Source organism: Sphingobacterium sp. SGG-5 (genome assembly GCF_011043525.1).
In the GTDB taxonomy this organism is placed as follows: Bacteria; Bacteroidota; Bacteroidia; order Sphingobacteriales; family Sphingobacteriaceae; genus Sphingobacterium.
Window position 1 is genome coordinate 120,627 of record NZ_JAAKGO010000010.1, and the last position, 25,468, is coordinate 146,094.

Sequence of the window (25,468 nt, forward strand, 5' to 3'; positions counted from 1 at the left end):
TTAGATACCGATTTATCAAATGATACCACATGACAAAACAAGAGGATAACTTATTCAACCCCGATATTCTGACAGAACTGGCAACTGCCAAGATGCCATTTGGAAAATACAAAGATTGGCCCTTGTACAAATTGCCCGAAGCCTATCTGGTTTGGTTTCATAATAAAGGGTTCCCTCCCGGAAAATTAGGTATGCAGTTGGCTACACTCTACGAAATGAAGCTGAATGGGTTAGAATATCTATTGAAGCCTCTGATCAAAAAATAACTATCGCCCGTTTAGATTTCTCAGGAATTCGTAACTTTGTGCCATAATTTAACATTAAACGCCGTTTGCAGCGGTATCAATGACTTATGAGATATTATCAAACATTGCTGTATTATTGCTACAGCCCAATCGAAAATGCAGAACAGTTTGCTGCAGATCATTTAGATTTTTGTAAATCATTAGGTTTAGTAGGACGTATTATCGTGGCCGATGAAGGTTTAAATGGCACTGTCTCGGGAACATCAGAAGCTTGCAAAGCTTATATGGACGCTATACATGCTGACCCTCGTTTTGCAAAAACAGATTTTAAAATCGATCATGTAGAAGAACCTTCTTTTATCAAAATGCACTGCCGCTATAAACCAGAGATTGTGCATTCGGGACTCCGCAATCCATCCGAAATCGACCCAAATAACGAAACCGGAAAACATCTCGAGCCGAAGGAGTTTATGGAAATGAAAGACCGCGATGATGTCGTCGTATTGGATGTGCGTTCGAACTATGAGCATAACGTTGGCCGTTTTAAAAATGCTATTACCTTGGACATTGAGAATTTTCGCGAGTTTCCAGAAAAGATCAAGGAGCTTGAAAAATATAAGGGAAAGAAAATATTGACCTACTGCACGGGAGGTATTAAATGTGAAAAAGCGTCGGCGCTCCTCTTGAAAGAGGGATTTGATGATGTATATCAGCTTCACGGAGGTATTATTAAGTACGGAAAGGAGGCGGGGGGAAAGGATTTTGAAGGTAAATGTTACGTCTTCGATAACCGGGTGACTGTAGATGTTAATACAGTTAACCCAGTCGTCGTATCCACATGCAAAAATTGCGGTAAGACTACACCAAAAATGATTAATTGTGCAAATCCTGAATGCAATGAACATTTCACACAGTGTGATGAATGTGGCTGGAAAATGGATGGCTGTTGCTCGGACACATGCAAATCAAATCCACGAAAGCGGGAATATGACGGGACAGGCTACTATGTTAAAATACCTCAACCGGTAAATATAGAGAAGATCTCCAAAAGAAAACATAAAAAGTTTCAAAAAATCGAATAAAATCAGTTTAAGCTTATCCTTTTAAGTCAAGATTCCAAATTAAAATTCCTTAGGAAGATCTACAGAGTTCGCTTGCTAAATTGCCATTGTAAGTAACTAATATTTTTATCCTCCGCCAAATACTTTCGCTCGTAATAGGTTTTGATGGAAAGCACCGTATCTACCAGCTCAGAACGGTATAAATCTGTTGTTTCCTTTTGTATTAATAGTCTTTGAAAGGTAACTTGTTCCAACGTATAGGCATAGAAACCATCGTTATCGGTCTTGAGATGCATAATCCCATCTTCTTGGAGAATGAACTTATATTTTGCCAAAAAGGTAGGGTTGGTTAATCTCCTCTTCTCTCGGCTATCTTGAGGTTGGGGATCGGGAAAAGTAATCCATATTTCGGAAACCTCATTTTCTGCAAAGTGTTCGAGAATATCTTCTATCTGAATACGTAAAAATCCAACATTGTGAATCTTCTCTTCCAGTGCTGTTTTTGCCCCACGCCATATTCTGTTGCCTTTGTAGTCGACCCCAAGAAAGTTCTTGTTGGGGAACATCTTGGCGAGATTAACGGTATATTCACCCTTTCCACAAGCCAATTCTAAAACCAAAGGGTTGTCATTTCCGAAAAAAGCCGACGACCATCGGCCCTTATACGCTTTCCCAGCATCCAATTGGACGACGTTCTTAAACGTCGCTACTTCTGCAAATTTCCTTAGCTTATCTTTACCCATAACTCCTATTATAGCCGCAAAAATAATCTTTATTTATTAAAATATTCGATAACAATGCGTTCGCAAATGCAGCCATTTTTATCTAAGTTTGTTATATTAATCAGCTGCTAGTGGAAAAAAACGACAAAATATATGTTGCGGGTCATAGGGGTATGGTTGGATCCGCTATTCTGAACCAACTTCAAACAGACGGTTTTAAAAATATAGTTACGCGGACATCAAAAGAGCTCGACCTTCGCGATCAGCGTGCCGTGGCTGACTTCTTTCAGTCCGAAAGACCTGAATATGTTTTTTTGGCAGCGGCAAAAGTTGGTGGTATTTTGGCTAATGATACTTACCGTGCTGATTTTCTCTACGACAATCTCGCGATACAAAACAACGTTATACATCAATCGTACGTTCACGACGTTAAAAAATTGATGTTTCTCGGATCATCTTGTATTTATCCAAAGATGGCTCCTCAACCGTTGAAAGAAGATTATCTGCTGACTGGCATACTTGAGTCTACGAATGAACCTTATGCTATCGCAAAAATTGCAGGAATAAAAATGTGTGAGGCTTATCGCGCGCAGTACGGCTGCAATTTCATTTCCGTGATGCCTACGAATTTGTATGGTTATAATGACAACTATCATCCCAAAAACTCACATGTTCTTCCAGCCTTAATCAGGCGTTTTCATGAAGCGAAGGAAACTGGTGCCTCAGAGGTTGTCATTTGGGGGACAGGTACTCCACGTCGCGAATTCCTTTTTTCTTCTGACTTAGCAGATGCATGTATCTTCCTCATGCAAAAATATAACGAAGCTCAGTTTATCAACATTGGGATTGGAGAAGACATTTCAATTAAAGACCTAGCTCTACTTATTAAAAATATTGTCGGCTATACCGGAAACATATCTTTTGACCGCAGCAAGCCAGACGGCACGCCTCGTAAATTGATGGACGTATCCCGACTCCATGATTTAGGCTGGAAACACAAAATCCCTTTGGAAAAAGGGATTGAGTTAGCTTTTGAAGATTTTAAAGCCAAAAAATTCTAAGAAGTCTCACTATTGGGAGGAATCCCAAAATCGGGCACCTCTGGTTGCGTCCCTTCCAACGGGGGCAGGTCATGGTGCTGTTTCTTTTTCTTATTTGGTCGAACAAAATCTGCAATTTTTGTGATTACATTTCCGATTTTATCCTGATTTACCTGACCTGCAGCACGTTCAGACAGCAGAAGTACCAAGGTTTTTTTTAACCACCCTACATTTTTAAGCAAAGTTTTGTTCAACACCAAAGGAAGGCCTACACGCAATGTATTGGTCAACCAATCGGATTTACCGTCTGACTTTTCTTTGGATAAAACCGAAGAAAAAAGTCCTTTCACCATATCCACACCAGGAATACTGGATGTCAACATACCTAATAGACGAGATGGTGCTTCAATCTTCTTACGGAGTAGCAAATATTGATTGGACAAATAGGCCTCTTGCTCATTTTTAAGCTGAGTCAATCGCCTTATCTCTTCCTTCAGCTCGGCTATATTATGAATTTTTACGCTCATCACTTTCTTTGTCATCTATATCTTCATTCTCTATAGTCCCCGGTGGGACGCTTTCGTTTTCTACATCTTCATCATCCTTCCACATGCTAACGACTTTACGTATCGTCAAATCCATGAATTTGGATTCCAGCGTGGAAGAAAAAACACGAACCAACAACAGAAAAATTAAAAATATACCTCCTGTAACTAAAAAACCTAAAGCATAGCTTCCCAATAACTCACCTAAATAAAAGCCTAATGCCAAGGAAAAGAAAAACACAATAATCAATCCCAACAACAGCTTGCCAATGTCAACCACTAATGCTCCCACGATACGTGCACTTTTTGCTATGGCCTTCAATCGGACGAGCTCTATCTGAGTATCGATATATTCTTTAGCCTTTTGAAAGCTTCCTGAGAAAGAAAATTTTTGTTCACTCATGTTCCCGATTTATCTTACCACCTTCCTTATGCATGCTCTTCGATCTCTTCGTCGAGACTTTCTTCAGTTTTCGAAATCTTAGCCCGCACTGCCGATAACACCTTCTCTTTAAGATCATTTAACTGATCAAACTGTTCCTCAGCACGCTCTTTAATAGCCTCTCCTAGATCAGCTAAAGATTCGTTGAGTTTATCCCTTGTCTCCGACCCCTTATCCGGAGCAAATAAAATACCTAATACAGCCCCCGCGGCTAACCCGGCCAACAAGGCTGTGACTACTTTTCCACTATCGTTCATGTACAATATTAATTATTAAAAAAACCAACGTTCTATATTCAATTAAACACTCGAAAAGAAGAATGGTTTAATTTTTTTCGACTTTTCAGTTAAGACAATATACAACTATTATTTCTCAATATAAAAAACCAAACTTGTTTTGTAAACAATATTTTATTAACATAAATTTTATTAAATTTACCCGATGGATAATAAAAACAACAATGCTGGTAAAAACATATTGTAGTGCGGTATACGGAATCGAATCCGCTATCATTACAGTTGAAGTAAATATATCTACAGGAACAAAATATCACATCGTGGGCCTGCCAGATAATGCTGTGAAAGAAAGTTTAAGACGTATAGAAAGTGCCATAACGGCTATAGGATACCGTATGCCCCGACAAAAAATAGTTGTAAATCTTGCCCCTGCCGATATCAGAAAAGAAGGCTCTTCCTATGATTTAAGTATAGCTGTTGGTATCTTGGCAGCTTCCGGTCAGATAGGTAGCGAGAGGATGGAAAACTATACACTCCTTGGCGAGCTTTCATTGGATGGTACAATTCAACCGGTCAAAGGAGCACTTCCTATCGCTATTGAAGCAAGACGGGAAGGCTTCAAAGGTATCATATTGCCTAAAACAAATGCACGTGAAGCAGCGGTTGTATCGGATCTAAATGTTCTCGGGGTAAATCGACTTGACGAGGTCATTGATTTCCTTGAGGATAGAAAGCCGATGGAACGAACACATATAGACATTGAAAAAGAATTTGCTTCAAAAATAAACAGCTATGAAGTAGATTTTGCGGATGTTAAAGGTCAAGAAAATATAAAAAGGGCACTGGAAGTTGCAGCCGCAGGCGGTCACAACGTCATACTCATCGGGCCACCCGGGGCCGGAAAAACCATGCTTGCCAAGTGCCTTCCTACTATCCTTCCTCCGCTTACTGTCGAAGAGTCTCTACAGACAACCAAGATACACTCTGTAGCGGGTCAGCTCTCTTCTTCCCAGTCCTTACTACATACACGTCCTTTCCGAGCACCACATCATACGATATCAAACATAGCATTGGTCGGTGGCGGTACCACCCCGCAACCAGGCGAAATATCGCTCGCACACAACGGCGTCTTGTTTTTAGATGAGCTACCCGAGTTTAAGCGAACGGTTTTGGAAGTCATGCGGCAACCCTTAGAATCACGTGGTATAACCATCTCAAGGGCGAAATTTACCGTAGAGTACCCAGCGAGCTTCATGTTGGTTGCTTCCATGAATCCGTGTCCCTGTGGATATTATAACCACCCTGAAAAAGAATGTATTTGTGGATCCGCAGTTGTCCAACGTTACTTAAGCCGGGTTTCGGGTCCCTTATTGGACCGTATAGATCTACATGTTGAAGTCACACCTGTGGAGTTCAAAGAACTCATCAGTACAAAAAGCTCAGAAACAAGCGAACATATCCGATCAAGAGTTATACAGGCTAGAAAAATTCAAGAAAGGCGGTTTCAGCATTGCAAACAAGTACATTGCAACGCGCATATGGATCCCAAATTACTACGGAAAATCTGTTCCATTGACGATACGGGGAAAAATCTCTTGAAAACCGCTATGGTCAAGTTAAATCTTTCTGCACGCGCTTACGATCGAATTTTAAAAGTTGCCCGTACGATCGCTGATATGGAAGGGGCAGAAAGTATCCAAAACTATCACTTAGCAGAAGCCATACAATTTAGAAGCTTAGACCGTGACAATTGGACCGGTTAAAATTGGTCTATAAAATGCTTGATAATCCAGTGGTGCATGATTATGGTAATCAACAGTCCTGAAAGTGCCCCAAATAAATGGGCATCATGGTTAATTCGGTCTGCGGACTTTTTTGATGCCCAGATACAATAACCGATATACAACACAGCAAACAGATAGGCTGGCATTGGAATAGCAAAGAATATGCGCAATTCTGCTTTTGGATAAAAAAGTATAAAGCTAAAAAGAACCGCCGATATAGCCCCTGAAGCGCCTAAGCTATAATAACTGGGGTTATTCTTTTGTTGTATGATAGTTGGAATATCACTCAACACTAAACTCACGATATACAATAAGCCGAAATATAGATGCCCAATGGGACCATTCACTTGAACAAATATGCTCTCTAAAGCAAAACCAAAATAAAAGAATGTCACCATATTAAAAATGAGGTGCATCCAATCGGCATGTATAATGCCACTTGTAAACACCGTAATCCATTTTGATTTGTCACGATGTATACTGTACGGGTTCAGCATCATATTGCCGTACAGGTGGGGATTAGAAAATGCATATATACTCGTTGCTATGGTTATCGCAAATATGACACTTGCAACCGGTGTCGTGTACAAATATTGTAACATAAATCAGAATCTGTCTTCTATCAAAAATACATATAGACTTTTGGGCCCTTGAGCCCGGATTATTAATTTGTTCTCTATGCTGGTAGTTCTACCCGGACCGGTAATAACACTTACCATGGACGGTAACTGGTTGCCGTATTTTTCCTTCATCATCGCCATGCCATGTTTGATATCCATGACGATCTTTGAAGCTTTGGCGATGACAATATGAATCGGCGAATAAATACTTAAAACTCTACCACTCATATTTGCATTTGAAATCAAAATGCTACCGTTTCTGGCTATCAGAGCTTCACAACTCGTTATACCGGCATCGATATCACTAAAATCGGTCTGGTTGGTTAAGAAAGGGAAACCATAATGTTGTAACAGCTGTTGTATCGAAGGCTCCCAAACATGAATTTTTCTGATATTATGCTTTTCCACAACGGCTATCAGATTTTCCACAAGAGCAATCTCCCCATCACAATACATAAAATTTCCTGAAACAGCATTCAGTTCTCTGGCGAAGGTCACATCGGATGGTTCGTCCTCTTCCATATATAAAGGAGAATCTTCCAAATCCGGATAGGGGTTCTCGCTTTTTTGAAGCAAGGCTTGTCGCACCTTCTTCAACATACGTTCCTTTGATGTCGTGTTCCTAATATTCATACATACACACCTAAGCTCCCCTTCTGTCCTTAAATTGCTTTAACTGTTCGGTTCTCCGGAGGACGATGGTCTCGGCTGAATATCCGCTTTATTCGTTTCCTCCGGTATAGTCGGCAACGGATACTCCGTTGGAGGTACGCCCCCCCCATCTGCACCCCCGTTTACAAACTCATCATATGTTGTACGGTTTGTAAAAGGTCGTTTTCCTAATATTTCTTCCAGATCCGCTTGAAACAAGATTTCTTTTTCCAACAATTTTTCCGCAATTTTAATTAGGCCATCTTGCTTATCTAACAACAGTTGTCTCGTACGCTCATAGACTGACGAAATAAGCTGACGTACTTCATCATCAATTAACTCTGCTGTCTGGTCGGAGTATGGCTTCTGAAACTGTGATTCGCCGGAGCTGTCACGGAACGAGACATTTCCAACCTTCTCATTCATTCCATATACAGCGATCATGGCATAAGCCAACTTTGTCACACGTTCCAGATCATTTTGCGCGCCCGTGGAGATGCGCTTAAAAGTAATGTCTTCAGCAACACGGCCACCCATGGTCATACACATACTATCCATAAGTTGCTCCGTTGTGTATAAAAATTGTTCTTTCGGCAAATACTGTGCATAACCTAAAGCGGCGACACCACGGGGAACAATAGAAACCTTAACCAAAGGGTCCGCATGCTCCAAGAACCATCCGGCAATAGCGTGACCGGCTTCATGATAGGCTACGATTTTCTTTTCTTCGGGAGATATAATTTTATTCTTTTTCTCTAAGCCACCAATGACACGGTCAATAGCGTCCTGGAAGTCCTGCATCTCTATAGCAGGCTTATTCTTTCTTGCTGCAATCAAAGCTGCCTCGTTACAAACATTCGCAATCTCTGCTCCTGCAAAACCGGGAGTTTGTGCAGAAAGCTTCTTCGCATCCACTCCTGCACCCAATCGCAACGGCTTTAAGTGCACATTAAATATCTGTTCACGACCGATCAAATCCGGTTTATCGATAGAAATCTGACGGTCGAAACGTCCTGGTCGTAATAACGCAGAGTCTAATACATCTAAGCGGTTTGTAGCCGCCAGGAGAATGACGCCTAAGTTCGTACCAAACCCGTCCATTTCCACCAATAGCTGATTTAAGGTATTTTCCCGCTCGTCATTACCCCCCATAACGGAATTCTTTCCGCGGGCACGGCCAATGGCATCGATTTCATCGATAAATATAATACAAGGAGCTTTTTCCTTCGCTTGCTTAAACAAGTCCCGGACACGCGACGCACCTACGCCCACGAACATCTCTACAAAGTCAGAACCCGATAAAGAGAAAAAGGGCACCTGTGCTTCACCGGCAACAGCCTTAGCCAGCAACGTTTTTCCTGTTCCCGGAGGGCCTACTAGCAATGCACCTTTCGGGATCTTACCCCCCAAATTTGTATACTTCTTCGGATTTTTAAGGAAATCCACAATTTCCATCACTTCTGTCTTTGCTTCTTCCAAGCCTGCAACATCATTGAACGTCACGTTAATTTGTGATTCCTTATCAAACAGTTGCGCCTTAGATTTACCGATATTAAAAATGGCACCACCGCCGGCACCACCGCCGCCGCCCATACGGCGCATTAAAAACATCCACAGTGCTACAATAATGATTAACGGAAGAATAAAGGATATAAAGAAACCACCCCATGCATTCGTCCGCTCTTCCCATTTGGCTGATATTTTTGTTACATCCTCCGGTAGATCTTCCTGGGATTCGCGCAATCTTTCATTTAAAATATCTGCAGAACCCTCTGTGAATACGTATTGTGGCCCCGTCGATGACGAAAAGCTTAATGTGTTGTCGGTTGGTGCGACTTCTTTATATTTGGGGTCGTCTTGAAGCTTATCTTTCTTAATATATACTTCGACTTCGACAATATTACCCTTGTTGTATGCGATCAATTTCTCTACATCTCCCGTACGAAGCATATCTTTTTCAAACTTTTCGTACGAGATATCCTTTGCCCCGCTACCGCTATACATATAGTTAAGCGCAATAAACCCTATGATCATGGCGATATATATCCACATCATATTGAACTTGGGAGGTATCGGTGTTACTTTTTTACTAGGAATCTTCTTCATTATTTACGTATAACTCTCTTTTTCTAACTGCTATATTATGCGCTCTGGTAGGTTTCGATTTTGGCATCCCCCCAAAGATCTTCTATGCGATAATGGCTGCGCTTCTCGGTTTTAAAAACATGAACGACTACATCTACAAAGTCCAACAATATCCACTCTCCATTGCCTATCCCCTCTTTGTGCCAAGGCTCTTCGCCAAAAGCTTTATAAACTTCATCCTCTATATTTTTAGCGATCGCATTCACTTGGATATTTGAGTCTGCATGGCATATCACGAAATAATCAGAAACTGTGGCATTAATTTCCCGCATGTCTAACTTCACAATTTCGTGTCCCTTCTTCTCCTGCATGCCGTAAACAACTATTTCAGCCAACTTGTTCGACAATTCTAAATTTTTCTTTTTACTCATTAAGAAATAGTATAGTTTTACCTTAAAACTTTAAAAACGTATTCTCTTGCAAAATAATACAATTTTTGGACATTATTTATCTCACCACATAATTGTTTTGAACAAAACAACGTCTACAAACGATTATTTGAAAGATTTGACGGCAAAATTCACGCCACTCCCTCAGTTTACTGCCATAATGGCAAAGACGCAAACACACGGGCGTGGGCAACGCGGCTCTATTTGGGAAGCTGAACCTGGACAAAATCTAACAACCAGCATTTATTTAAAACTCAATAAGCTTGACATATCCAACCAGTTTTTTTTAACCGTGATCAGCAGTTTAGCACTATACGACACGATGCGCCATTATGTCAATAAAAGCGTATCCATAAAATGGCCAAATGACATATTTATTGAAAAGAAGAAAATTTGCGGACTGTTGATTGAAAGCAAAGTATCCGGTCGCGAACTAACAAGCGCGGTATTAGGCGTCGGCTTAAATATATATCAAACGGTATTTCCAGAAGATATTCAACATAAAACAACTTCTTTCAGACAATTGAGTCTACAAGGCGACATCTCTTTCATCGAAGTTGTGGAAACGATACAAGCCCACCTGAACCACTATTATCAACTGTTACTAAAGTCTCGGCACGACGATCTCCTCGAACAATACAATGATAAGCTTTTTCAGAAAGATGAACCTGCCATATATCGTAGTGGGAACGGACAACCCTTCACGGGGAAAATTATAGCCGTGGATAGAGATGGTCTGTTACACATGCTGATAGATGAACAGCATATTAAATTCGATTTAAAAGATATAACTTATCAGCTATAACAAAAAAATTACTGGCATAATCGTCCCAATACCTGTATCTTAGCATTAAACTTTCAGGCCCGCTTTGCGGTCAGAAATATAAAATACAATATCATGATGAAGAAACTTAGTTTATTGATCGTAGTGGTATGGATTACAATGGGTAGTGCAGTCGGTCAAATTCATAAGCCTGTTAAGTGGAGTGTCGCCCAAAAAAGACTAAATCCAACAGAAGGTGTGGTTTTCATTAAAGCGACGATTCAAGAAGGCTGGAACATATATGCACAAAATGTACCGGATGGCGGGCCAATTCCAACTTCATTTATATTCAAGCCCTCCAAAGCGTATACATTATATGGAAAAACGGCACAGCCTAAACCGAAAACCAAGTATGAAGACGTTTTCAAAATGAATGTCCCTTATTTTACCCGGGAAGTGGTTTTCCAACAGAAAGTAAAATTAAATTCGAGCAAACCGACGACAGTATCAGGAATCGTCGAATGGCAAGCCTGTGATAAATCTCAGTGTCTTCCTCCTGATGAATACAATTTTACCGTCACCATTAAATAGATTTCGACACTCCATAATCCTAATATTTCAAATAGCATGGATTTGAAAAAACATTCTTTAGCAATAATCGTATTGCTTCTGTTCGTCTTGACATCCGTTTCCTTTGCCCAAGACACACTCCTATCCTTCGAGGGACTGGAATTCTCTAACGGTGCGGACACCTCCCAGCTCCTAGAAGTCCCCAATGATCTGGAGTTTACAGATGGCACAGAAGAATCGGTGTCTGCCCAGGAAGACATCAGTTTACCCGCAGATATTGACATCCCTTCACCAGCCAGCGGCAAGCAAACCCTCTGGGCAATCTTTATTGCTGGCCTACTTGGCGGTTTTGCAGCCTTCGTAATGCCATGTATATTTCCCATGGTACCGCTTACCGTAAGCTTTTTCACCAAAAGAGCGGGAACAAGAAGTAAGGGCATATCCCAAGCCGTGTTATATGGGCTATTCATTATCGTCATTTATGTCGCATTGGGTATGCTGATTACAATAGTCTTTGGCTCGGATGCACTGAATGCGCTCTCGACCAATGGCGTTTTTAATTTCCTCTTTTTTCTGATTTTAGTTGTTTTTGCAGCTTCTTTTTTTGGTGCATTTGAAATCACCTTACCCAGTTCTTTTGTGAATAAAATAGATGCAAAATCGGACAGCAAGGGATTAATAGGGTTGTTTTTTATGGCTTTTAGCTTGGCGCTGGTATCCTTCTCCTGTACCGGCCCTATCATTGGCACATTGCTCGTAGAAGCCGCATCAAAGGGGGAAAGGCTAGGCCCCGCGATAGGTATGTTGGGCTTCTCTATTGCCCTCGCTATACCTTTCGTTATTTTCGCCATTTTTCCATCCATGTTAAAATCACTCCCAAAATCGGGCGGATGGTTGAATAGTGTTAAGGTGGTTTTAGGTTTCCTGGAATTAGCTTTGGCACTGAAGTTTCTCTCCAATGTGGATTTAGCTTATCATTGGAACTGGCTCGACCGTGAAGTATTTTTAGCCCTGTGGATCAGTATCTTTGGACTGATGGGATTATACCTGATCGGAAAGATAAAATTTGCAAATGACAGCGAGCTGAAATATTTATCTGTACCCCGTACCCTCTTAGCCATCGTCGTTTTCTCTTTCGTCGTCTATATGATACCCGGATTATGGGGCGCTCCCTTGAAATCGATTTCTGCGTTTTTACCGCCTTCAGCAACCCAAGATTTTGACTTATCTGTTGTACATCATGATGTCAGTATATCAACAGCCACTGGAAAGCAGAAAAAGTATTATGAGATTTTCCATGATAGAGGCACACCAAAGGGGTTTGACCCCTACTATGACTATGAAGAGGCTTTGGCCGCTGCAAAAGAAAGCAACAAGCCCGTATTGGTAGATTTTACGGGATGGAACTGCGTCAACTGTCGGAAGATGGAAGCCAATGTATGGACAGATCCGAAAGTAGCCACCCTGCTCCGAACAGAATTTGTCATGGCCGAACTATTTGTTGACGACCGCACAACCCTCGACCCGGAAGAGCAATATACCTCCTCCTATAGTGGTAAGTTAATCAATACAATAGGAAAAAAAAACAGCGATTTTCAAGCGTCGACCTTCAACAGCAATTCGCAACCGCTGTACGTCATTGTCGATACAGCGGGAAATGTGCTTATTTCCCCAAGTGGTGCAAATTACGACATCAACAGCTATGTAGGCTATCTTCAATCCGGCATCGATGCATTTCAAGCAAAAAACCGCGTTCTTTAATGATTTTTTAATAAAGAAATCAACAAATTTTCGATATTTTTGAAAAATGAGTGAAATAAAGAATATTGCAGTATTGACTTCCGGAGGAGATGCCCCTGGCATGAATGCTGGAATTAGAGCTGTCGTCCGGACAGGCATTTATCACGGACTACATGTTTTCGGTGTCCGCAGAGGCTATGACGGATTGGTGAACGGTGAGATCATTCCCATGGATGCCAAATCTGTTGCCAATATCATCCAGCGGGGTGGAACGATATTAAAGACGGCCCGTAGCGATGACTTCAAGACCAAAGAAGGCCGTCAAAAGGCATATGATAATATTAAAAAATTAAATATCGATGGTCTGGTTGTCATTGGGGGGGACGGAACCTTTACGGGTGCTTCAAAATTTATCGAGGAATTTGATATTCCTATTCTTGGCATGCCGGGGACCATTGATAACGATTTAGCAGGGACAGACTTTACCATCGGTTACGATACGGCCATTAACACTGTTGTAGACGCTGTAGATAAAATACGTGATACGGCAGAGTCGCACGACAGATTGTTTGTCATCGAGGTGATGGGGAGAGACTCTGGATTAATTGCGCTTCGCTCGGGTATAAGTACAGGTGCGGAGGCAGTATTGATTCCGGAGCTGGAAGTGGATTATAATGCCATTATGAAGCGACTTGATACTTCCCGCAAGAACAAATCTTCCCGTATTATTATCGTCGCTGAGGGGGACGAAGAGGGCGGATTGGTCGTGGCAGAGAAGATCCAGGAGAATTTCCCGCATTATGATGTTCGGGTGTCCATCTTAGGCCACATCCAGCGCGGAGGAAAACCATCTTGTATGGATCGTGTTCTCGCCAGCCGTCTAGGCGTGGCCGCTGTAGAAGGCTTATTGGAGGGACGTCGAGGGGAAATGGCGGGTTTAATTGGTGGGCAGGTTCAGTTTACTCCATTTAGCAAAGCGATAAAACATATCGACAAGATCAATACAAACCTTACCCGAATAGTAGAAATACTGTCCTTATAATATTTTAGATGCGGCTTATGCCGCATCTGTTATGCTATAATCCGAGCACCTTCATCGGCATGAACAAATATGCCTTCTAATTCAAGTCCAAACTTTTCCTTATACAACGGGGCTATCTGATCCGCTAATGCCTTGCCGTATCCTTTCGCGATAATATTGATTGTACAACCACCGAAACCTCCGCCCATCATTCTTGCACCAACAACCTGAGGTACCTGTGTAACATAATCTACCAAAAAATCCAGCTCGGCACAACTCACTTCATATTCCGTACTTAACGCCTGATGTGTCAAAAACATCTGCTTGCCCAGTTCTTCAATATCACCACACTCCAAGGCACGACAAGCCCTATTGAGCCGCTCATTCTCCTGAATGACATATCTACATTTAACATACGTATCTTCATCCCTCGACCGGACAGTTTCGTCCAACATATCCAATGTCACGTCCCGTAAGCTCCGTACCTCCGGATACTTCTCGCGAACCCAACTTACCCCTTGTTCACACAAGGTTCTCCGATTATTATAGGCTGACGAGGCCAGAGAATGCTTAACGTGGGTATTGAATAAGACAATCTCGTAGTCACCCAACTCCAACGGCACGTACACAAAATCTAATGAGCGACAATCCAATCTGATCACATGCCCTTTCTTACTCAATACCGACGCAAACTGGTCCATGATCCCGCATTTTACGCCAGCATACGTATGTTCAGCTAGCTGGCCGATACGGGCAATATCCTTACGGTCAAAAGATAATCCAAACAGTTCATTCAATGCAAATCCCGCGGCACATTCTACCGCGGCAGAAGACGACAGCCCAGCTCCTAAAGGAACATCTCCATCAACGTATAGATTGAAGCCTGAAATAACCTTTCCCCGTTCCTGAATCTGATGAACAACACCCAGGATATAATTCGCCCAGCCCACTTCAGAAGGTTTTATATCCTTTAAATCCGTTTCAAAACCTTCCTTAAAGTCTTCTGCAAAAAGGTGGATACGTGTGTCTTCCCGCTTCCCTACGGCCACATAAATCGCTTTATCTATTGCTGTGGGTAATACGAAACCCTCATTATAATCGGTATGCTCACCTATGATGTTGATCCGTCCCGGAGATTTAGCCAATAGGTCTGGTGCTATCCCAAACACTTCCTCAAATCTATTCCTTAGCTGTAAAGTTTCCATTACCTATTTATTTTTATAATGTATAGTCTCCTGCTTTCTCAATACCTCAGCGGCGTACTCCGCCGTAATATCCCGTTGCGGATTCGCTAACATTTCGTAACCAACCATAAATTTCTTGACTGTTGCCGAACGCAATAATGGAGGATAAAAGTGCATGTGCCAGTGCCATGCCGATTGATCGCCTTCATTCACCGGCGCCTGATGCATACCCGCAGAATAAGGAAATGAGGTTTTAAAAATATTGTCATAACGTATTGTCAACTCTTGCAAGGTCCTAGCCAAATCCCATTTTTCCTCTTCCGTAAACTCCAGGATATTCGTGACGTGTCTTTTACTGACAACCAGGGTCTCATAAGGCCATGCTGCCCAAAAAGGCACCAGCGCCACAAAATGGGTGTTATCCACAACAATACGCTCGCTCTTCTGCAGTTCAAGAGCTAAGTAATCGCTCAGCAGGGACTTGTTATGTGCCTTAAAATATCGATCAAATTGTACGTTTTCCTTTTGAATCTCGACAGGTAGAGAACTTTGCGCCCATATCTGCCCATGCGGATGCGGATTGCTACATCCCATTATCGCCCCTTTATTCTCAAATATCTGTATGTATTTAATCCAATCTTTCTGCGCCAGTTCCTTAAATTCCTTCTGCCATAGGTCTACCACGGCCTTAATAGCAGATTCTTCCATCTCCGGAAGCGTCAGATCATGCCTGGGTGTAAAGGAAATCACTTTACAAATCCCCTTTTCTGTTTCGGCCTGAAGAAGCCCCCCCTCATTGTGTATTTCTAAGGAAGAGTCCTCCAATAAAGCTGAAAAATCATTGACAAATACAAAACTGTCTTTGTATTTCGGATTCACGGTACCGTCTGCCCGAACATTCCCCGGACATAAATAACATTTAGGATCATACTCCGGTCTACTATCAGTAGCGATATCTTCTACCTGTCCCTGCCAGGGTCTTTTGCTCCGATGTGGTGAAACCAGTATTTTTTCTCCCGTCAGGATATTCACCCGGCTATGGGGTTGATCTAAAAAAGAAAGCATATTAATACAATTGATCGATTAAAACAATAAATGTATATTGTACACTTATTACCACAAACGTATTAATTTTTTTTTAAATTCTATTCAATTTGAAAAAAATAGGGAAAATTAACTTTTAACCAACTCGAAGATCGTAATCTCTGGCAAGATACCTACTCGGCCGGGATAGCCCAAAAAGCCAAATCCCGTATTGACATACAGCTGCTGCTGCTTCTCGGTATACAGCCCCGCCCACTCCTTGTAGACATACTTCGCGGGACTCCACTGGAAATGCTCGCCTCGCACACCAAATTGCATGCCGTGCGTGTGACCTGCAAACATGACATCGACATCAGTATCCAACACCTGTGCCCTCCAATGCGAAGGGTCGTGCGACAACAACAGTTTAATATCTTTATCTGCCGTCCCCGACAATGCTTTCGTCAGATCACCCTTTTTCGGAAACCGACCGGTACCCCAATTTTGTACACCAACGATTGCTATCTCCTCATTATCCACACGAATCGTCCGATTTTCATCCATCAACAGATCCCAGCCCATGACACGATGTGTTTCTATCAGATGTTGTAGATTTTTGCGCTTTGCCAAACTGTCTTCCTTGCCATAATAGTAATCACCATAATCGTGGTTGCCTAAGGTAGAGAACACCCCTAAGTCTGCCTTCAACATGGAAAAGATATCCTGGTAGTTGCGCATTTCGGAAGCTTCATTATTAACCAGGTCTCCCGTGAAAAAAATCATATCGGGCTTCTCCTGCAAAAGCATTTCAACCCCTCCACGTACAGCTTTATGGTTATAAAATGAGCCCGAGTGCACATCCGATATCTGTGCTAACCGCAGGCCATCGAATGCGTTAGGTAAGTTGGGCAATACCAGCTTCTGCCGACGTATTCTATAATCGTATGCGCCGGAAATAATTCCCCAAGACAAGGGAAACACGGGTAGGGAAGCAATGACAATTCCTGATTTAAGCAAAAAATCTGACCGTGATATACCATTTCTGGGCTTCTCCGGCAAGGGTTCTTCCAATTCTGCAATACGTTCCGCAGGCAACTTCCCTTTCTTGGGTAGAAAAAGCCTGGAAATCCAGATACCTCCACGCCGGATATCATCGATCAATACTACTGCAATATAAATAAACTTGCTGATCGCTGTCATAAAAAAGGCAACCAGTATAATAGACCGGTAACTTAACGGGATGCTAAACTTTGCAGCGATAAACAGCCCGGCAAATAGAATAATAGAATAGCCCCACCACACAAAGGGAAACCATTTTTTATGTACCAGCTTAATTTTTGTCGCTCTAAGCGCAAAAAATATATAAAAATCAAATATGAATAACAGTACAGCGTTGAATACTAACATCTCTTCATCAATTATTTACGGCCAACCTTTTCAAGGCCTGAATCCATTTCGGATTATCGTTCAAACTTTCAACCATGGCCACCTGCTCCCCGCCCAATGCTTTAAATTCATTCGCATACTCAACTTGGATCTCATCCAACGTCTCAATACAATCTGCCACAAACGCAGGGCTAAAAACCAATAGCTTTTTTACGCCCTTTTTGGCAAGATCGTGCAGTGTATCTGAGGTATAGGGCTGTATCCAAGGGGTTTTACCTAGGCGCGACTGAAAACAAACCGTATATTGATCCGCTTTAAGCCCTAACTTCTTGACGATGGCCCGGGTTGTACCGTAACATTGGGACAGGTAGCAGAATGCATTCGTTTCCACCTTACAGGTCGCACAACCGTCGTCATTACATTGCAGTTCACCGCTCGGATCTACTTTACCCAATTGCCGTACCGGAAGGCCATGATAACTAAATAAGACGTGATCGAAGTCTTCCAGATTATATTTCAAGGCATGTTCGGTAAACGTTGCGACGACCAAATCATCTTCACAAAAACTGTTTACAAAAGACACTTCGGGAAAATACTGCCATGTCCGCATAATCTCCATCACCTTATCAATCACAGAACCTGTGGTCGCCGAAGCATACTGGGGAAACAGCGGTATCACCCGGATAGACTCTAAGAACATACCTTCCATTTTCTTCAAAGCCGATTCAATGGATGGGTTTTGATAGCGCATAGCCAACTCCACATGATATTCTTCACCCAGCTCTTTTTGCAACATTTCCTGTTGTATCTTACTATAGTAGAGGAGGGGAGATCCTTTTTGGCTATCCCAGATCGTCGCATAGGTTGCAGCAGATTTGGGCGCTCTCTTCGGAACGATAATACCTTTCACCAAGAGCAGCCGGCTCCAATAAGGAATATCCATGACCCTACCATCCATCAAAAATTCATTCAGGTATCTTCTTACATCTGGAGTAGAAGAAGAATCGGGTGTGCCTAACTGAACCAACAAAATCCCCTTTTTTGCTTTTTTAAACATCTTTACAAAAATATACAAATTTTGAGGGGATTATCGTTTAAACGATTGAAAATGAAAATAAGATGACCAAGGCCTACAGTGCCTCTAAGGTAGCCTTCACCTCCTTCATCAGCCACATTGGTGTCGACGTAGCTCCACATATACCTACAGTTTCACCTTCGGCAAAAACATCTACATCAAGCTCTTCAGCCTCAGAAATAAAGTAAGAATTATCATTGGCAGCCTTGCACACGTCATATAACACACGTCCATTGGAAGACTTTTTGCCCGATACAAAAACAATCTTATCGTACTGTCGCGCGAAATCACCCAACTCCTCATATCGGTTGGAAACCTGCCGACAGATCGTATCATTCGCTTTCACATCATACCCACGTTTTATCAATTCACTTTTAATCGAATAAAACTTGTCGACGCTCTTTGTCGTCTGGCTATACAATGTAAAAGACGGTGGCAGTTTAACAGAATCCAGCTCTTCAATATCTTGAAAAACAATGGCCTCATTGTTGGTCTGCCCCTGAAGACCAATAACTTCAGCGTGCCCATGCTTTCCGAAAATCAGAATTTTTTCATTTTCATCAAATGACGTTTTGATTCGATTCTGCAGCTTTAAAACAACAGGACAGGAGGCATCTATCAGGGTAATATTATTCTCCAAGGCTATTTTATACGTCTCGGGGGCCTCACCATGTGCCCGTATCAACACTTTCTCATTGGTGAGTGTCGGTAGTGTCTCGTGATTAATTATCCGCAGACCTTTGGCCTTCAATCGGGCAACTTCTTCGTCGTTGTGGACGATATCACCAAGACAATATAAATAACCCTCTTTCTCTAAGATTTCTTCGGCCATATCTATAGCGTATACCACCCCAAAGCAGAAACCCGAGTCTTTATCTATTGTTACCTGTAGATTCTTAGCCATTATTATACAAAAATAAAAATTATATTCATCAAAAGTCAAAAAGAGCTTTCTTTTATCTTTACACCATTTACCGTACCTTTGCAAAAATTTTTAATTCAGGTTATGGCAACGAACAGAACTTTTACGATGATTAAACCAGACGCAGTAGCTAATGGTCACATCGGCGCTATTTTGAACGATATCATTGCTGGGGGGTTTAAGATCGTCGCGATGAAATACATCCAATTATCACCGGAAAACGCCGGCAATTTTTATGCAGTCCACCGCGAACGGCCTTTTTACGGAGAGTTAGTTAAATTCATGACCTCAGGGCCTATTGTAGCGGCAATTTTAGAAAAGGACAATGCCGTGGAAGACTTCCGCAAACTCATTGGCGCGACGGATCCGTCAAAGGCCGAAGAGGGAACTATTCGCAACAAATACGCAAAGTCGATCGATGCCAATGCGGTGCATGGTTCTGATTCCGATGAAAATGCAGCGATAGAAGGCGACTTTTTCTTTTCGCAGTTCGAAAGGTTTTAGCAAAAAATTTTACAGCTTTTCCAAAATTCAAGCAACGGAAAAGCTGTAAACCGTTTAAAAATTCCGTTTTCCCAAATACTGATTCTCCTTCTCCGTCATCAAAATCTTATCTGCTTTCTTCTTATCCAGATAACCACACAGGTGCAATACACCGTGTATGATGACCCGATGAAGTTCATCTGTTTCAGATACATTAAACTTCCGGGCATTCTCTTGGACACGTTCTACAGAGATAAATATATCCCCCGCTATGACCTCCTCTTCTTCTGACGAATCAAACGTTACAATATCGGTATACGTATCATGGCGCAGATACTGCTGATTGATATCGAGTAGATAATCGTCCGAGCAGAATATAAAGTTAAGCTCTGCAACCCGCTTAAACCCTTCGTCCAGAACCGTGCGATTTACCCAATCCCGTACTTTTTGCTTTTGAGAGAGATGAAATGAAACACCTTCCACAAAAAATGAAATATCTTTAATTGCCATACATCAATAGCTTTTACCCTCCATGTACGTTTGTAAAATCAGGGTAGCCGAAATTGCGTCCACCAAACCTTTTTCGCGTCTCTTGGTACTTTTTAAACTGCTTTGTGCAATGACATTTGAGGCCATTTTTGACGTAAACCGCTCATCCACTTCTACGACCGGAATGGTAGGAAAATCTTTCTTTAATTTTCGAATAAACCCCACTATATGTTGCGTTGATTCCGATGGGGTCCCATCCATCTGTAGTGGCTTACCAACGATAAATGTTTCCACGGACTCCTTCTGCAGGTAATCTTTTAAAAAGTCACCTATCTTCTCCGGATGAATAGTCGTCAACGCGGTCGCAATGATCTGCAAAGGATCCGATATCGCAATCCCTATTCGCTTGGTTCCATAATCAAAGGACATTAACCGCATACTTTTTACTCTTTCTGCAAAGGTACAATTCCACCCGCAGTATTGAAAATCTCACGGACTTGGTTAAAGTTTGTTAAAGGCCGGTTCTTTCTGACAGTCAATTCAGTAAAACCACTAAATTGCAAAGCGAAATTTATGGATTATTGTTTTAATTGATGTATCTTTGTCAGATGTTTTTAAATAGGCGTATTGGTGCAATTGTATTCTTCGTGGTTTTTTGCTTATTTTTCTCGGCATGCAAAAGCAAGTTTGAGAAACTAAAGAATAGCAATAATATTGCTATGAAGTATCAAGAAGCTGTGAAGTTTTACGAAAAAGGAAAGTATTCCAAAGCCCTGATATTATTTGATGACTTAGCGACCAAATATCGGGGTCGTGCAGAAGCGGAAGATTTATATTACTTCTTAGCCTATACCAATTACCGTATAAAAGATTATACCGCTGCCCGCTTTCACTTCAAACGTTTTGCAGAGACCTATCCCAGCAGCCCCAGAGCGGAAGAATGTCGGTTTATGTCCGCTTATTGCTATTACATCGAATCTCCACGTTCTACATTGGATCAAGCCAATACCAGGAAGGCTATCGATGAATTACAGCTTTTCGTCAATATTTATCCCGAGTCAGAGCGAGCAAAGGAGGCGGGGGAACTGATTCAGAAATTAAGGGATAAGTTAGAAAAAAAGGCCTTCGATAATGCAAAGCTGTATTACAACATGGGAACAGCTGATGACTATAGAGCAGCGGTGATAGCACTGGAAAATGTGTTAGAAACTTATCCGGACACGAAATATGGTGAGGATATAGAATTTCTCATTGCCAAATCGCAATATCTATATGCGGATAACAGCTACCCTAACCGGCAAAAACAGCGTTTCGACGACGCGATAGATTATGCGCAAAGCTTTATAGAACATTTTCCAGAGAGTAAACTCCAGTCGGATGCAAAAGATCTGATTGAAGGAGCAGAGAGAAAAATAATTTTAGCGATCCGTAAGATGGATGCGATTAATAAAGCTCGGGACGAGCAAAACAAAGAATTGGGAATCACTGCTATCGAGGATATCGCGAATAATAACAGTGAAAGCAAAAAATAAGGAACAAAAAGTAGAGTAAATAAGCATGAGTCAGGTAAAAAACAATAGCATTCCAAATACCACAGTAACGAGAGACTTAAGAGATTTGGATAAAGGTACAGACAATTTGTACGAATCAATCGTTGTGATCAGCAAAAGAGCGAACCAGATTTCTGTCGAGGTAAAAGAAGAGTTAAACTCGAAATTAGCCGAATTTGCAAGCAGCAACGACAACTTAGAAGAGGTATTTGAAAATCGTGAGCAGATCGAAATTTCAAAACACTATGAGCGTATGCCAAAGCCTACATTAGTTGCTATCGACGAGTTTCTGAACGACAAAGTATACTTCAGGAATCCTGCTAAGCCCCAAGAGTAGGTCACATTTTTAAAATCTATGTCTTTTAAAGACAAAAATATTTTGCTTGGTGTATGCGGCAGTATTGCCGCATACAAAATAGCTTCTCTCATCAGACTATTGGTAAAAGCAGAAGCGCAGGTACAAGTTGTGATGACTCCCGATGCCACGCAATTTATTACACCACTGACACTTTCCACGCTTTCCAAAAACCCTGTTCTGGTCGATTACTATAATACGAAAACAGGCGAGTGGAACAATCATGTACATTTGGCTTTAAAAGCCGATATCATGCTAATAGCGCCAGTCTCCGCCAATACATTAGCGAAGTTTGCAAATGGGCTGTGCGATAACCTGCTCACCGCCTGTTATCTATCCGCCAAATGTCCGGTATATTTAGCCCCGGCTATGGATCTGGATATGTGGAAGCATCCGGCGACCACGGGCAATATCACTACATTAGAATCTTACGGCAATATAGTCATCCCCCCGGGAAATGGTGAGCTAGCCAGCGGATTAGTCGGTGATGGAAGATTAGCTGAACCTGAAGATATCTTCGCTTTTTTAGTACAATCCTTAAAAGATACTCGACCTTTATCCGGCAAGAAAGCGTTGGTCACAGCAGGTCCGACATATGAAGCGATCGATCCCGTGCGGTTTATTGGCAATCACTCCAGTGGTAAAATGGGTTATGCTTTGGCCAACAGATTGGCAAATCTGGGCGCCACGGTAACATTAATCTCTGGTCCGACGCATTTACAAGCTCCTTCCGGCATGACACTTATCAACGTACAATCTGCCCAAGAGATGTTCAATGCTTGCGAACAATATTTTCACGAAGCTGATATCATGGTCATGAGTGCGGCAGTGGCCGATTACACACCGAAAGAAGTGGCCTCCCAGAAAATCAAGAAAACCAGGGAGGATTTCAATATTCCCTTACAGAAGACAGTGGATATCCTCAGCACATTGGGTCAACAAAAGACTAGGAAACAGACTTTAGTTGGCTTCGCATTAGAAACCAACGACGAACTGAAAAATGCGCGAGAGAAGCTCACACGAAAAAATGCAGATTTTATTGTATTAAACTCCATGCAAGATAAGGGCGCAGGCTTTGGAACGGATACCAATAAAGTCACGGTTATACAAAAAAATGGGGAACCTGTTTCATTCGGCCTAAAATCAAAAGATGAGGTCGCGAAGGACATTTGTGACCTTATTATTCAACACCAACAGCAGCTCAGCTTATAAAACGGCTATTCGCGATTCTTTCGGATAGTAATTGTTTATGCGGTTCGGCATCGCTTTGATCCAGCCCAGATTCACTCCTTTATATCGTATCAAGACCCATCCCTTTAAACAATTTGCATTAACTGCAGGGTCTACGACTTCTTTTCTCAAGTAATTCAATGCGGCGTCCAAGTCCAATTCAATGGCCGGTAGATCCGGTAATATCCGTATGCTCAACGCTAAATCATGCGACGGTACCAACTCTTTGCCTGTTAATCTTCCGATCTCCGTACCGACATTTTTTAAATAAAGAACCTGTTGCAATACCTTGACATCGAGCTCATATTGTTTCGGAAATACATGTAGTTCCTCATGATGCGCAAATGTATACAGGCCATCCATATTTAACCAGCTTCCTGCCAGTTCCTGCGGTACGTTGCTTTTTTCTGTTTTGATTTTCTTGCAAGAAAAAGAGGTCTGTTCCTTCCTTTTTTGCAACACAGAAAAGAAAAAACCTTCTCCGCCCACCATGTGCGGATAGAATCGATATCCGGCAGCTCCATGCCGTGCACTTTTAGTCTGCTCAATACCCCAATTCTCGCCTATGGATAAAGACACGGGAGCCATATCAAACTCATGGACAAGCCAATCCACAATATCTTCATTCTCTTCTGTGGAATAGGAGCAAGTGGAGTAAAACAAATAACCACCCTCTACCAAACAATCTACACTGCCTGCAAGAATCCGTTTTTGTCGTTCACTGCACAGTTTTACATTGGCTAAGGACCATTCATCTATCGCCGAATGATCCTTGTGAAACATGCCCGAACCCGAACAGGGAGCATCCACCACCAGAAGGTCAAAGTAACCCGGCAAATGTTTAAACGTAGAGGGATCATTATTAGACACGACGACATTTGGACTGCCCCAACGAACAAGGTTATCCGATAATATTTTTGCCCTTGTCTTTATGATCTCGTTGGATACCAGCAAGCTGTCTTCATGTAAGGTGCTATTTAATAAAGTCGATTTACCGCCGGGTGCAGCGCACAAATCTAAGGCTTTCAAAGCCCCGTCTCCCAAGGCAAGCTCTTTTATGGCGTGAGCCAAGAACATTGAGCTGGCCTCCTGGGAATAATAACACCCCGCATGGAAAAAAGGATCTAAAGTAAATACGGGTCTTTTTTTAAGATAAAATCCATTCTCGCACCAAGGAATATTCCCTTCAATCTCCAGCAAGCTCGTATCAAATGGCTTTCGAGGATTAATTCGTATTGAATTCGTCCTTTCTTCCAAATCGTGCTTATGAAAAAAAGCTTCTACATCAAAGCCCGGTTCTTCCTTCAAACGTTTTATTAAATCGTTAGGTAGCCTGTTACTCATAGTCAAAAGTAAAAATAAATCACAAAAAGTAAGCAAATATATCTATGTTTGGCTATGAGAAATTTTAAAAAATATTACATTATCCCCGCTACACCGGAGGAAATATACCTAGCTTTAACCACGGAGACAACCTTGTTATTATGGACGGGGGATCGTGTCGAAGTTGACCCTACAATAGGTGGTGAATTTTCCCTATGGGACGGTGCCATCGTAGGAAAATTTCTCGAGCTGGAACCAGCAAAAAAAATAGTGCAGGAATGGTATTTTGGGAACCAAGACGAATCATCTATCGTTACCATTAAACTCCATGAACATCCAAAAGGAACCTCTTTTGAAGTTAATCACACCAATATACCCGAGGAAGCATATGAGGAGATTGTCGACGGTTGGACGGAAGAATATGTAGGTGGTTTGATAGACTTTTATAGTTAGCAATAAGCAATATAGTAAACA

29 protein-coding genes are annotated in these 25,468 nt (G+C 41.8%); 13 read left to right on the forward strand and 16 right to left on the reverse strand.

What is annotated here, in order from left to right:
- Nucleotides 1-29 precede the first annotated feature (29 nt).
- Together G5B30_RS15150 and G5B30_RS15155 are read left to right on the forward strand one after the other, a co-directional pair.
- Nucleotides 30-266 carry a DUF3820 family protein gene (locus tag G5B30_RS15150; protein ID WP_165320843.1) on the forward strand — a complete coding sequence of 79 codons (237 nt, stop codon included), beginning with the start codon at nucleotides 30-32 and terminating at the stop codon, nucleotides 264-266.
- 86 nt (nucleotides 267-352) lie between these two features.
- Complete coding sequence (locus G5B30_RS15155; RefSeq protein WP_165320844.1) at nucleotides 353-1,327, forward strand: rhodanese-related sulfurtransferase; 975 nt, start codon at nucleotides 353-355, stop codon at nucleotides 1,325-1,327.
- Between the two features lie 59 nt (nucleotides 1,328-1,386).
- Here the strand turns inward: G5B30_RS15155 and trmB are convergent, their stop codons facing one another.
- Nucleotides 1,387-2,049, reverse strand: a complete 663-nt coding sequence (gene trmB, locus G5B30_RS15160; protein WP_165320845.1) for a tRNA (guanosine(46)-N7)-methyltransferase TrmB — start codon at nucleotides 2,047-2,049, stop codon at nucleotides 1,387-1,389.
- A gap of 95 nt (nucleotides 2,050-2,144) precedes the next feature.
- Between trmB and G5B30_RS15165 the strand changes: the two genes are divergently transcribed.
- Nucleotides 2,145-3,089, forward strand: a complete 945-nt coding sequence (locus G5B30_RS15165; protein WP_410528446.1) for a GDP-L-fucose synthase family protein — start codon at nucleotides 2,145-2,147, stop codon at nucleotides 3,087-3,089.
- Here the strand turns inward: G5B30_RS15165 and G5B30_RS15170 are convergent.
- Genes G5B30_RS15170 through G5B30_RS15180 form a run of 3 tightly spaced genes read right to left on the reverse strand, consistent with a single transcriptional unit; the run spans nucleotide 3,086 to nucleotide 4,312 of the window.
- Nucleotides 3,086-3,610 carry a hypothetical protein gene (locus G5B30_RS15170; RefSeq protein WP_240903233.1) on the reverse strand — a complete coding sequence of 175 codons (525 nt, stop codon included), beginning with the start codon at nucleotides 3,608-3,610 and terminating at the stop codon, nucleotides 3,086-3,088. The two genes, G5B30_RS15165 and G5B30_RS15170, sit on opposite strands and share 4 nt — an antisense overlap.
- Nucleotides 3,576-4,016, reverse strand: a complete 441-nt coding sequence (locus G5B30_RS15175) for a phage holin family protein (RefSeq protein WP_206367156.1) — start codon at nucleotides 4,014-4,016, stop codon at nucleotides 3,576-3,578. The genes G5B30_RS15170 and G5B30_RS15175 overlap by 35 nt, the downstream gene beginning before the upstream one ends.
- A gap of 26 nt (nucleotides 4,017-4,042) precedes the next feature.
- A complete protein-coding gene (locus tag G5B30_RS15180) occupies nucleotides 4,043-4,312 on the reverse strand; it encodes a YtxH domain-containing protein (RefSeq protein ID WP_165320847.1) in 270 nt (89 codons plus the stop codon).
- Between the two features lie 203 nt (nucleotides 4,313-4,515).
- On the opposite strand from G5B30_RS15180, the gene G5B30_RS15185 reads away from it, so the two are divergent.
- Nucleotides 4,516-6,054 (forward strand): YifB family Mg chelatase-like AAA ATPase, encoded by a 1,539-nt coding sequence (locus G5B30_RS15185; protein WP_165320848.1) that lies wholly within the window; start codon nucleotides 4,516-4,518, stop codon nucleotides 6,052-6,054.
- On the opposite strand, the gene G5B30_RS15190 is transcribed toward G5B30_RS15185, so the two are convergent.
- The 4 genes from G5B30_RS15190 to rsfS are packed head-to-tail and all read right to left on the reverse strand — an operon-like array spanning nucleotide 6,051 to nucleotide 9,862.
- On the reverse strand, nucleotides 6,051-6,677 hold the full coding sequence (locus G5B30_RS15190; RefSeq protein WP_165320849.1) for a rhomboid family intramembrane serine protease: 627 nt from the start codon (nucleotides 6,675-6,677) through the stop codon (nucleotides 6,051-6,053). The two genes, G5B30_RS15185 and G5B30_RS15190, sit on opposite strands and share 4 nt — an antisense overlap.
- A gap of 3 nt (nucleotides 6,678-6,680) precedes the next feature.
- Nucleotides 6,681-7,328, reverse strand: a complete 648-nt coding sequence (locus G5B30_RS15195; protein ID WP_165320850.1) for a lactate utilization protein C — start codon at nucleotides 7,326-7,328, stop codon at nucleotides 6,681-6,683.
- Between the two features lie 39 nt (nucleotides 7,329-7,367).
- Nucleotides 7,368-9,452 (reverse strand): ATP-dependent zinc metalloprotease FtsH, encoded by a 2,085-nt coding sequence (gene ftsH, locus G5B30_RS15200; RefSeq protein WP_165320851.1) that lies wholly within the window; start codon nucleotides 9,450-9,452, stop codon nucleotides 7,368-7,370.
- 35 nt (nucleotides 9,453-9,487) lie between these two features.
- On the reverse strand, nucleotides 9,488-9,862 hold the full coding sequence (gene rsfS, locus G5B30_RS15205; protein ID WP_165320852.1) for a ribosome silencing factor: 375 nt from the start codon (nucleotides 9,860-9,862) through the stop codon (nucleotides 9,488-9,490).
- Between the two features lie 97 nt (nucleotides 9,863-9,959).
- Between rsfS and G5B30_RS15210 the strand changes: the two genes are divergently transcribed.
- The 4 genes from G5B30_RS15210 (at nucleotide 9,960) to pfkA (ending at nucleotide 13,995) form a co-directional block, all read left to right on the forward strand.
- Complete coding sequence (locus tag G5B30_RS15210; RefSeq protein ID WP_165320853.1) at nucleotides 9,960-10,685, forward strand: biotin--[acetyl-CoA-carboxylase] ligase; 726 nt, start codon at nucleotides 9,960-9,962, stop codon at nucleotides 10,683-10,685.
- Nucleotides 10,686-10,778: 93 nt separating this feature from the next.
- A complete protein-coding gene (locus G5B30_RS15215; RefSeq protein WP_317164355.1) occupies nucleotides 10,779-11,234 on the forward strand; it encodes a protein-disulfide reductase DsbD domain-containing protein in 456 nt (151 codons plus the stop codon).
- 36 nt (nucleotides 11,235-11,270) lie between these two features.
- On the forward strand, nucleotides 11,271-12,974 hold the full coding sequence (locus G5B30_RS15220) for a protein-disulfide reductase DsbD family protein (protein ID WP_165320854.1): 1,704 nt from the start codon (nucleotides 11,271-11,273) through the stop codon (nucleotides 12,972-12,974).
- Between the two features lie 46 nt (nucleotides 12,975-13,020).
- The gene (pfkA, locus tag G5B30_RS15225) at nucleotides 13,021-13,995 is read left to right on the forward strand and encodes a 6-phosphofructokinase (RefSeq protein ID WP_165320855.1); all 975 of its coding nucleotides are present in this window, start codon (nucleotides 13,021-13,023) and stop codon (nucleotides 13,993-13,995) included.
- 29 nt (nucleotides 13,996-14,024) lie between these two features.
- Here the strand turns inward: pfkA and galK are convergent, their stop codons facing one another.
- The 5 genes from galK to G5B30_RS15250 form a co-directional block, all read right to left on the reverse strand.
- Nucleotides 14,025-15,179: a galactokinase gene (gene galK / locus G5B30_RS15230; protein ID WP_165320856.1), complete on the reverse strand. Its 1,155-nt coding sequence runs from the start codon at nucleotides 15,177-15,179 to the stop codon at nucleotides 14,025-14,027.
- Nucleotides 15,180-15,182: 3 nt separating this feature from the next.
- A complete protein-coding gene (locus tag G5B30_RS15235) occupies nucleotides 15,183-16,223 on the reverse strand; it encodes a UDP-glucose--hexose-1-phosphate uridylyltransferase (protein ID WP_165320857.1) in 1,041 nt (346 codons plus the stop codon).
- A gap of 108 nt (nucleotides 16,224-16,331) precedes the next feature.
- Nucleotides 16,332-17,588: a metallophosphoesterase gene (locus G5B30_RS15240; RefSeq protein WP_165320858.1), complete on the reverse strand. Its 1,257-nt coding sequence runs from the start codon at nucleotides 17,586-17,588 to the stop codon at nucleotides 16,332-16,334.
- A gap of 7 nt (nucleotides 17,589-17,595) precedes the next feature.
- Complete coding sequence (gene hemH / locus G5B30_RS15245; protein ID WP_165320859.1) at nucleotides 17,596-18,624, reverse strand: ferrochelatase; 1,029 nt, start codon at nucleotides 18,622-18,624, stop codon at nucleotides 17,596-17,598.
- Nucleotides 18,625-18,697: 73 nt separating this feature from the next.
- Entirely contained in the window at nucleotides 18,698-19,546 is an 849-nt protein-coding gene (locus tag G5B30_RS15250) for a 4-hydroxy-3-methylbut-2-enyl diphosphate reductase (RefSeq protein ID WP_165320860.1), read from the reverse strand.
- A gap of 102 nt (nucleotides 19,547-19,648) precedes the next feature.
- Here G5B30_RS15250 and G5B30_RS15255 point away from each other — a divergent pair, with 102 nt between their 5' ends.
- Nucleotides 19,649-20,068, forward strand: a complete 420-nt coding sequence (locus G5B30_RS15255) for a nucleoside-diphosphate kinase (RefSeq protein ID WP_165320861.1) — start codon at nucleotides 19,649-19,651, stop codon at nucleotides 20,066-20,068.
- A 54-nt stretch (nucleotides 20,069-20,122) separates the two neighbouring features.
- On the opposite strand, the gene ybeY is transcribed toward G5B30_RS15255, so the two are convergent.
- Together ybeY and ruvX are read right to left on the reverse strand one after the other, a co-directional pair.
- Nucleotides 20,123-20,557, reverse strand: coding sequence for an rRNA maturation RNase YbeY (gene ybeY, locus G5B30_RS15260; protein WP_206367157.1), 435 nt, complete (start codon nucleotides 20,555-20,557; stop codon nucleotides 20,123-20,125).
- A 3-nt stretch (nucleotides 20,558-20,560) separates the two neighbouring features.
- A complete protein-coding gene (gene ruvX / locus G5B30_RS15265; RefSeq protein ID WP_165320862.1) occupies nucleotides 20,561-20,974 on the reverse strand; it encodes a Holliday junction resolvase RuvX in 414 nt (137 codons plus the stop codon).
- A 170-nt stretch (nucleotides 20,975-21,144) separates the two neighbouring features.
- Here ruvX and G5B30_RS15270 point away from each other — a divergent pair, with 170 nt between their 5' ends.
- From G5B30_RS15270 to coaBC, 3 genes are read left to right on the forward strand one after another with little or no spacing between them, the layout of a single operon-like run.
- Nucleotides 21,145-22,068 (forward strand): outer membrane protein assembly factor BamD, encoded by a 924-nt coding sequence (locus G5B30_RS15270; protein ID WP_165320863.1) that lies wholly within the window; start codon nucleotides 21,145-21,147, stop codon nucleotides 22,066-22,068.
- Nucleotides 22,069-22,093: 25 nt separating this feature from the next.
- Entirely contained in the window at nucleotides 22,094-22,423 is a 330-nt protein-coding gene (locus G5B30_RS15275; protein WP_165320864.1) for a DNA-directed RNA polymerase subunit omega, read from the forward strand.
- A gap of 18 nt (nucleotides 22,424-22,441) precedes the next feature.
- A complete protein-coding gene (gene coaBC / locus G5B30_RS15280; RefSeq protein ID WP_165320865.1) occupies nucleotides 22,442-23,653 on the forward strand; it encodes a bifunctional phosphopantothenoylcysteine decarboxylase/phosphopantothenate--cysteine ligase CoaBC in 1,212 nt (403 codons plus the stop codon).
- On the opposite strand, the gene G5B30_RS15285 is transcribed toward coaBC, so the two are convergent.
- Entirely contained in the window at nucleotides 23,648-25,015 is a 1,368-nt protein-coding gene (locus tag G5B30_RS15285; protein WP_165320866.1) for a methyltransferase RsmF C-terminal domain-like protein, read from the reverse strand. The two genes, coaBC and G5B30_RS15285, sit on opposite strands and share 6 nt — an antisense overlap.
- Before the next feature lie 54 nt (nucleotides 25,016-25,069).
- On the opposite strand from G5B30_RS15285, the gene G5B30_RS15290 reads away from it, so the two are divergent.
- Nucleotides 25,070-25,447, forward strand: coding sequence for an SRPBCC domain-containing protein (locus G5B30_RS15290; RefSeq protein ID WP_165320867.1), 378 nt, complete (start codon nucleotides 25,070-25,072; stop codon nucleotides 25,445-25,447).
- The last annotated feature ends 21 nt before the right edge of the window (nucleotides 25,448-25,468 follow it).

Excerpts from the sequence above, each read along its gene's own strand:
- G5B30_RS15215 (WP_317164355.1), top strand. The coding sequence starts at position 10,779 with ATGATGAAGAAACTTAGTTTATTGATCGTAGTGGTATGGATTACAATG.
- ftsH (WP_165320851.1), bottom strand. The coding sequence starts at position 9,452 with ATGAAGAAGATTCCTAGTAAAAAAGTAACACCGATACCTCCCAAGTTC.
- G5B30_RS15250 (WP_165320860.1), bottom strand. The coding sequence starts at position 19,546 with ATGGCTAAGAATCTACAGGTAACAATAGATAAAGACTCGGGTTTCTGC.
- G5B30_RS15275 (WP_165320864.1), top strand. The coding sequence starts at position 22,094 with ATGAGTCAGGTAAAAAACAATAGCATTCCAAATACCACAGTAACGAGA.
- G5B30_RS15180 (WP_165320847.1), bottom strand. The coding sequence starts at position 4,312 with ATGAACGATAGTGGAAAAGTAGTCACAGCCTTGTTGGCCGGGTTAGCC.
- G5B30_RS15285 (WP_165320866.1), bottom strand. The coding sequence starts at position 25,015 with ATGAGTAACAGGCTACCTAACGATTTAATAAAACGTTTGAAGGAAGAA.
- G5B30_RS15195 (WP_165320850.1), bottom strand. The coding sequence starts at position 7,328 with ATGAATATTAGGAACACGACATCAAAGGAACGTATGTTGAAGAAGGTG.
- ruvX (WP_165320862.1), bottom strand. The coding sequence starts at position 20,974 with ATGCGGTTAATGTCCTTTGATTATGGAACCAAGCGAATAGGGATTGCG.
- coaBC (WP_165320865.1), top strand. The coding sequence starts at position 22,442 with ATGTCTTTTAAAGACAAAAATATTTTGCTTGGTGTATGCGGCAGTATT.
- rsfS (WP_165320852.1), bottom strand. The coding sequence starts at position 9,862 with ATGAGTAAAAAGAAAAATTTAGAATTGTCGAACAAGTTGGCTGAAATA.
- galK (WP_165320856.1), bottom strand. The coding sequence starts at position 15,179 with ATGGAAACTTTACAGCTAAGGAATAGATTTGAGGAAGTGTTTGGGATA.
- G5B30_RS15240 (WP_165320858.1), bottom strand. The coding sequence starts at position 17,588 with ATGTTAGTATTCAACGCTGTACTGTTATTCATATTTGATTTTTATATA.
- G5B30_RS15185 (WP_165320848.1), top strand. The coding sequence starts at position 4,516 with ATGCTGGTAAAAACATATTGTAGTGCGGTATACGGAATCGAATCCGCT.
- pfkA (WP_165320855.1), top strand. The coding sequence starts at position 13,021 with ATGAGTGAAATAAAGAATATTGCAGTATTGACTTCCGGAGGAGATGCC.
- G5B30_RS15255 (WP_165320861.1), top strand. The coding sequence starts at position 19,649 with ATGGCAACGAACAGAACTTTTACGATGATTAAACCAGACGCAGTAGCT.
- ybeY (WP_206367157.1), bottom strand. The coding sequence starts at position 20,557 with ATGGCAATTAAAGATATTTCATTTTTTGTGGAAGGTGTTTCATTTCAT.
- G5B30_RS15190 (WP_165320849.1), bottom strand. The coding sequence starts at position 6,677 with ATGTTACAATATTTGTACACGACACCGGTTGCAAGTGTCATATTTGCG.
- G5B30_RS15155 (WP_165320844.1), top strand. The coding sequence starts at position 353 with ATGAGATATTATCAAACATTGCTGTATTATTGCTACAGCCCAATCGAA.
- G5B30_RS15175 (WP_206367156.1), bottom strand. The coding sequence starts at position 4,016 with ATGAGTGAACAAAAATTTTCTTTCTCAGGAAGCTTTCAAAAGGCTAAA.
- G5B30_RS15150 (WP_165320843.1), top strand. The coding sequence starts at position 30 with ATGACAAAACAAGAGGATAACTTATTCAACCCCGATATTCTGACAGAA.
- trmB (WP_165320845.1), bottom strand. The coding sequence starts at position 2,049 with ATGGGTAAAGATAAGCTAAGGAAATTTGCAGAAGTAGCGACGTTTAAG.
- G5B30_RS15235 (WP_165320857.1), bottom strand. The coding sequence starts at position 16,223 with ATGCTTTCTTTTTTAGATCAACCCCATAGCCGGGTGAATATCCTGACG.
- G5B30_RS15220 (WP_165320854.1), top strand. The coding sequence starts at position 11,271 with ATGGATTTGAAAAAACATTCTTTAGCAATAATCGTATTGCTTCTGTTC.
- G5B30_RS15170 (WP_240903233.1), bottom strand. The coding sequence starts at position 3,610 with ATGACAAAGAAAGTGATGAGCGTAAAAATTCATAATATAGCCGAGCTG.
- hemH (WP_165320859.1), bottom strand. The coding sequence starts at position 18,624 with ATGTTTAAAAAAGCAAAAAAGGGGATTTTGTTGGTTCAGTTAGGCACA.
- G5B30_RS15270 (WP_165320863.1), top strand. The coding sequence starts at position 21,145 with ATGTTTTTAAATAGGCGTATTGGTGCAATTGTATTCTTCGTGGTTTTT.
- G5B30_RS15290 (WP_165320867.1), top strand. The coding sequence starts at position 25,070 with ATGAGAAATTTTAAAAAATATTACATTATCCCCGCTACACCGGAGGAA.